The 5,800-nt window shown below is 66.8% G+C and carries 4 protein-coding genes; 2 read left to right on the plus strand and 2 right to left on the minus strand.

Annotation, left to right across the window (positions count from 1 at the left end):
• On the minus strand, positions 1–666 hold a 666-nt coding region (locus AC1VAN_RS08835; RefSeq protein ID WP_480985647.1), incomplete at its 3' end, for a S1/P1 nuclease.
• A gap of 543 nt (positions 667–1,209) precedes the next feature.
• Complete coding sequence (locus AC1VAN_RS08840) at positions 1,210–1,839, minus strand: OmpW/AlkL family protein (protein ID WP_480985648.1); 630 nt, start codon at positions 1,837–1,839, stop codon at positions 1,210–1,212.
• A 193-nt stretch (positions 1,840–2,032) separates the two neighbouring features.
• Between AC1VAN_RS08840 and gap the strand changes: the two genes are divergently transcribed.
• Together gap and AC1VAN_RS08850 are read left to right on the plus strand one after the other, a co-directional pair.
• Positions 2,033–3,037, plus strand: a complete 1,005-nt coding sequence (gene gap / locus AC1VAN_RS08845) for a type I glyceraldehyde-3-phosphate dehydrogenase (protein WP_025874252.1) — start codon at positions 2,033–2,035, stop codon at positions 3,035–3,037.
• A gap of 127 nt (positions 3,038–3,164) precedes the next feature.
• A partial coding sequence (locus AC1VAN_RS08850) for a DUF2339 domain-containing protein (protein WP_480985649.1) occupies positions 3,165–5,800 on the plus strand: 2,636 nt, incomplete at its 3' end.

Consider the following 5,800-nt stretch of genomic DNA (forward strand, 5'->3'; position numbering starts at 1 on the left):
GCTGGCTTCAGCCCAGCTGACCGGATCGCGCTGCGGGTTGGACTGGCGTGCCAGCTTCGGCGCCGGCAGTGCGCGCAGCACCGGCAGGTAACCGGCATCGTCGACCTTGCGGGTATTGAGCATGCCGCTGTCCCACAGCGAGTGAAGGTTGGTACCGCGGTTGCCGAACTGCAGCTGGAAATCGTTGCCGCCCTTGTCGTGGCCGTAGCCGGCGTGCATCGGCTGGTGGATGTCACCGACCAGATGCACGACGAATTTCAGCGCCTGCAGGCGCTCGCCATCGGTCAGGCTGCGGTCGCCGAGGATCGCGCTCTGCGCCTTCAGCGCTTCGACGATGCAGTTGCCGCTCTTGCAGTGCTTCGGCGCCTCGTAGTGGCAGCCATCTTCGGCGATGTTGACGTAGTGCCAACCGGCCGAGCGACGGCCCAGGCCCGGGTCCTTGGCGCGCAGCTGGTCGGCCCAGGGCGCGATGCTGGCAAGGGTGGCGCCGGGTTCGGTGGCCAGCAGGCGGTGGACTTCAGCGCGCGTGGTCGGGTTGAGGCGGCTGTCGGCGACTTCGGCGACCAGGCGGTGGCCTTGCGCGCCCCAGGCATGGGCGGGTGCGGACAGGGTCAGCAGGGCCGGCGCGAGTGCGGCGGCGAGGAACAGGGAGTGCAGTGCTTTCATCCGCTCATTCTAGCCAGCGGGGGAGATGGGTGGTTGATGGAAAGCGGCGCGTTCATTGTCGTCGGTGTGTGTGCGGCCGGGGCAGGCAGTGCGGGACACGCCGTAAACCCATCCTTGGGGGCTCGATGGCGCCATCCATGGCGCCAACGGTCCCGCTCTACCTGCCCCGACCGCACACCTCCAACATGGCCGCGGTGGCGGATGCAAACGTCAGAAGCAGAATCAGAGTCAAATGCTGGGTCGCATCCGGCCGATGTCAACTGGGTCATGCGGGTGCCGGCTTCTGCTTGCGCCTGCGCGCGCGGAAAAATGGAAGGGGTGGGGCAAGTGGGTTGCTCAGGACCGTTCGCCGCATGGATGCGGCGATCGAGCCTACATGGACGTATTTACGGCGTGTCCTGAGCAACTCACTTGCCCCACCCAAACGCAGATCCGCGCTTTGCACCAACAAAAAAGCCCCGGCACACACATACCGGGGCAACATGCTGCGAGGGTTTTGCCTGTAGCGGGGGAGCGGGGGCGCAGCCCCCGCCAATCAACCCCTTAGAACTTGAAGACGTAGGACGCGCCGTAGACCAGCGGATCGATGTTGACCGTGCCGATCTTCTCGCCATCCAGCTTCACCTTGCTGTCGATGTCGATCCAGCGCATGTCCACGCGCAGGGCGCCCTTCTCGCCAATCGCAAAGTCGATGCCCGCATGCGCGGCCAGGCCCCACGAATCCTGCAGCTTCAGCTTGCTGCCCGCCAGCGCACCGGTGGTGTCTTCGCTGAAGAAGGTCGTGTAGTTCAGGCCGGCGCCCACGAACGGCGACACCTTGCCCTTGCTGTTGAAGTGGTACTGCAGGGTGACCACCGGCGGCAGCTGCTTGGTGCTGCCCACGCGGCCCAGGCCGTTGATGTTGATGTCGTGCTTGAACGGCAGCGCCGCCAGTACTTCGATGCCCAGGTTGTCGGCGATGAAGTACTCACCGGTGATGGTCGGCTTGACGTCGTTGTCGACGTCGACCTTCAGGGTGCCGCCGGCCAGCCAGCCGTTGTTCGACTTCGGGGCGACCTGGTGCACGCCAGCGGAAAGGGTCCAGTCGCCCTTGGACTGGGCCATGGCCGGGGCAGYGGCCAACGACAGGGCGGCGGCCAGGCTGGCCACGATCATGGGGGAGGTCTTGCGCATGGGGGGGATCTCGTTGCTGGGTGGATGTGGCCAGTCTCGGCCTCACACCGCGCTAACGCTTTGATCCGGATCAAATCCTGTCCGGCCCCCGTCCCGGCGGCGGGCTTGGCCGGCGGTGGTCAAGGCCGGCCTGCTAGACTTGTGGGCCCTATCCACCCCGCCGCACCTGTCGCGGCTGCAGGAGCTTGAGAACATGGCAATCAAGGTTGGTATCAACGGTTTCGGTCGCATCGGGCGTAACGTCCTGCGCTCGGCGGTGCTGAACTTCGGCGACGACATCGAAATCGTGGCCATCAACGATCTGCTGGAGCCGGATTACCTGGCCTACATGCTCAAGTACGACTCCGTGCACGGCCGTTTCAAGGCCGACGTAGCCGTCGATGGCAAGGATCTGCTGGTCAACGGCAAGAAGATCCGCCTGACCCAGGAACGCGATCCGTCCAACCTGAAGTGGGACGAAGTCGGCGTTGACGTCGTGCTCGAAGCCACCGGCCTGTTCCTGGACAAGGTCAGTGCGCAGAAGCACATCGATGCCGGCGCCAAGAAGGTCATCCTGTCGGCACCGTCGAAGGACGACACGCCGATGTTCGTGTTCGGCGTGAACGACAAGACCTACGCTGGCCAGGCGATCATCTCCAACGCCTCGTGCACCACCAACTGCCTGGCGCCGCTGGCCAAGGTCATCAATGACAAGTGGGGCATCAAGCGCGGCCTGATGACCACCGTGCATGCGGCCACCGCCACGCAGAAGACCGTCGATGGCCCGTCCAACAAGGACTGGCGCGGCGGCCGCGGCATCCTGGAGAACATCATTCCGTCCTCCACCGGTGCGGCCAAGGCCGTCGGCGTGGTCATCCCGGAACTGAACAAGAAGCTGACCGGCATGAGCTTCCGCGTCCCGACCTCGGACGTGTCGGTGGTCGACCTGACGGTCGAGCTGGAAAAGGAAGCCACCTACGCCGAGATCTGCGCCGAAGTGAAGGCACAGAGCGAAGGCGCGCTGAAGGGCATCCTGGGCTACACCGAAGACAAGGTAGTGGCCACCGATTTCCGCGGTGAAACCCACACCTCGGTGTTCGATGCAGACGCCGGCATCGCGCTGGACGGCACCTTCGTCAAGCTCGTGTCGTGGTACGACAACGAGTGGGGCTATTCCAACAAGTGCCTGGAAATGGCCAAGGTCGTCGCAGCCAAGTAAGGCCTGCGAAGATCGTCGCGCGAACCCCGGCCTGGCCGGGGTTCGTCGTTTAAGGGGCCCGGCCTGACGTAGCATGGGCCCGTCGACCGCCGCCATCGTGGCGCGGGATCGCATTGGAAGGCGAGGAATGGAAGCACTCTTGGTCCTGGCAGTACTGGTCCTGCTGGCGATACCGCTGCTGCTGGTGGTGGCGCTGGTGATGATTGCCGGCCTGCGCCGGCGGGTCGCCGCGCTGGAGGCCGCACAGAGCGTGCAGGCCGCGCCCACTTCGGCAGAGACGCTTGGCCGTGCGCCCACGGCAGTGGCCGCGCCGCCGCGCGCGCCTGCGGCAACACGTGAACCCGGCAGCGAGCCCTCGTTCCTGCGGCCCACGGCGGCCACGGCCCCGCCTCCGGTTGCCGCCCGCGAGGAGCTGCCGCCACCGGCCCAACCCGCGCGTCCGTCGCCGCCACCGCCGTTGCCACCTGAGCCCACATTGCCGCCCTTGCCAGCGGAACCAGCCCTGCCGAACCTGGTCGAGCGCGCGATCGGTGCGGTCAAACACTGGTTCACCCAGGGCAATGTGCCGGTGAAGATTGGCATGCTGGTGCTGTTGGCCGGCGTTGCTGCGCTGCTCAAGTACGTCAGCGACCAGGGCTGGCTGGTGGTGCCGGTCGAGCTGCGGCTGGCGGGCATCACCGTCGGTGCGCTGGGCCTGCTGGCCTTCGGCTGGCACCAGCGCGAACGCCGGCGGATGTTCGCGCTGGCCCTGCAGGGGGGCGCCATCGGCGTACTGCTGCTGACCATCTTCGCTGCCTTCAAGCGTTTCGATCTGCTCGCGCCCGGCTTCGCCTTTGCCAGCTCGATCGCGCTGGTGGCGGGGCTGTGCGTGCTGGCGGTCGTGCAGAACTCGCGCACGTTGGCAGTGCTGGGCATCCTGGCCGGCTTCATGGCGCCGCTGTGGCTGTCCACCGGCAGTGGCAACCACGTCGGGCTGTTCAGCTACTACGCCGTGCTCAACGCGGGCATTTTCGCCATTGCCTGGTATCGCCCGTGGCGTGTGCTGAACCTGCTGGGTTTCGCGTTCACCTTCGGCATCGGCACCTTCTGGGGCGTGCTGCAGTACGACGCGGCCAAGTTCGCCAGTACCGAACCGTTCCTGCTGCTGTTCTTCGCCTTCTATCTGCTGATTCCGTTGTTGTATGCGCGCCGGCAGCCGGCCGGGCGTCGCGATCTGGTCGACGGCAGCCTGGTGTTCGGCACGCCGCTGATCGCCTTCTCGTTGCAGGCCGGCATGCTGCACGAACAACCGATGACGCTGGCCCTGTGCGCGCTGGGCCTGGCAGCGATCTATGCGCTGCTGGCACGGGCCCTGATCGCACGCGCGTCGTATACGGTGCTGGCGCAGTCGCATGCAGTACTGGCGGTGGGCTTTGCGACGCTGGCGGTGCCGCTGGCATTGTCGGCGCGGGCCACCGGTGCGGTGTTCGCGCTGGAAGGTGCCGGCCTGGCGTGGCTGGGGTTGCGCCAGAAGCRCTGGTTGCCGCAGGTGACCGGTGCGCTGCTGCAGCTCGCCGCCGCATTCGCGTTCGTGGTGGGGGCCGACCATTGGCACCAGGACCAGCGTTTCCTGCTCAACCCGACCGCGATCGGCGCACTGCTGCTGGCCGTGGCGGGTTTCGCGGCGGCGTGGAGCTATCAGCGCAGGCAGCGCCATGACATCGCCCTGGCGTACTACCTGTGGGGCCTGCTGTGGTGGTTGGGCGGTCTGGTGCATGAAATCGGCCGCTTTTTCCAGCATTCGGCGCAGGCCGACGCGGTGTTGGTGCTGGCCGCCGTTACCGCCTGGCTGGCCTCGGAGGTGCAACGCCGCATGCCGGCACGTGCGCTGGGCGTGACCGCGTTGGCGATGCTGGCCGCCGGCTTCCCGCTGGCCCTGCTGCAGAGCGATGCCCACCAGCAGCCGTTTGCCGGCTATGGCGCATTGGCATGGGCAGTGTTCGCCGTGCTTGGCGTGCGCAGCCTGCTGTGCCTGCGCCAGGGCAGCGGCGGCGTGGCCCGTATCGCGCAGTTCCTGTGGTGGCTGCTGTGGCCGTCGCTGCTTTCGCTGCTGGCCCTGTGGGGTGGCGGCGACGCGCGCCTGGCGCAGGGTTGGACGGCATTGCTGGTCACGTTGCCGTGGCTGCTGCTGGCGGCGCTGTCGCTGTGGCGCTGGAACGTGCTGCGCTGGCCGCTGGGTGCTGCGTTTGACCCGGTGCGCCTGCCGCTGCAGTGTGTGATTTTCGCGCTGCTGGCGCTGGCCTGGTTGTTCGGCCTGACCCTGGCGGGCGACGCCACGCCGTTGCCGTGGTTGCCGCTGCTCAATCCTGCCGAACTGGCACAGTGGGTCAGCCTGCTGCTGATCGCGCGCTGGCTGTATGACCCGCAGGGACCAGCGCAGCTGCAGCGGTTGCGTGTGCCGGTGCTGGCCGTGGCCGGTTTCATCGCGTTGACCAGCACCGTGCTGCATGGCGTGCATCATTGGGGCGGTGTGGTCTGGGATCCGACGATGGCCCGCTTCAGCCTGGCCCAGACCAGCCTGACCGTGTTGTGGAGCGTACTCGGCGTGATCGCCTGGGTGTGGGGCTCGCGTCGCGGCCAGCGTGTGCTGTGGATGGTTGGTGCCGTGTTGATGGCCGTGGTGCTGGCCAAGCTGGTGCTGATCGACCGCCAGCATCTGGGCAACCTGCTGGGAATCGCATCGTTCATCGCCTACGGCCTGCTGTGCACCGTGGTGGGCTACCT

The sequence above is a fragment of the Stenotrophomonas sp. 05L44_2 genome (assembly GCF_056665995.1).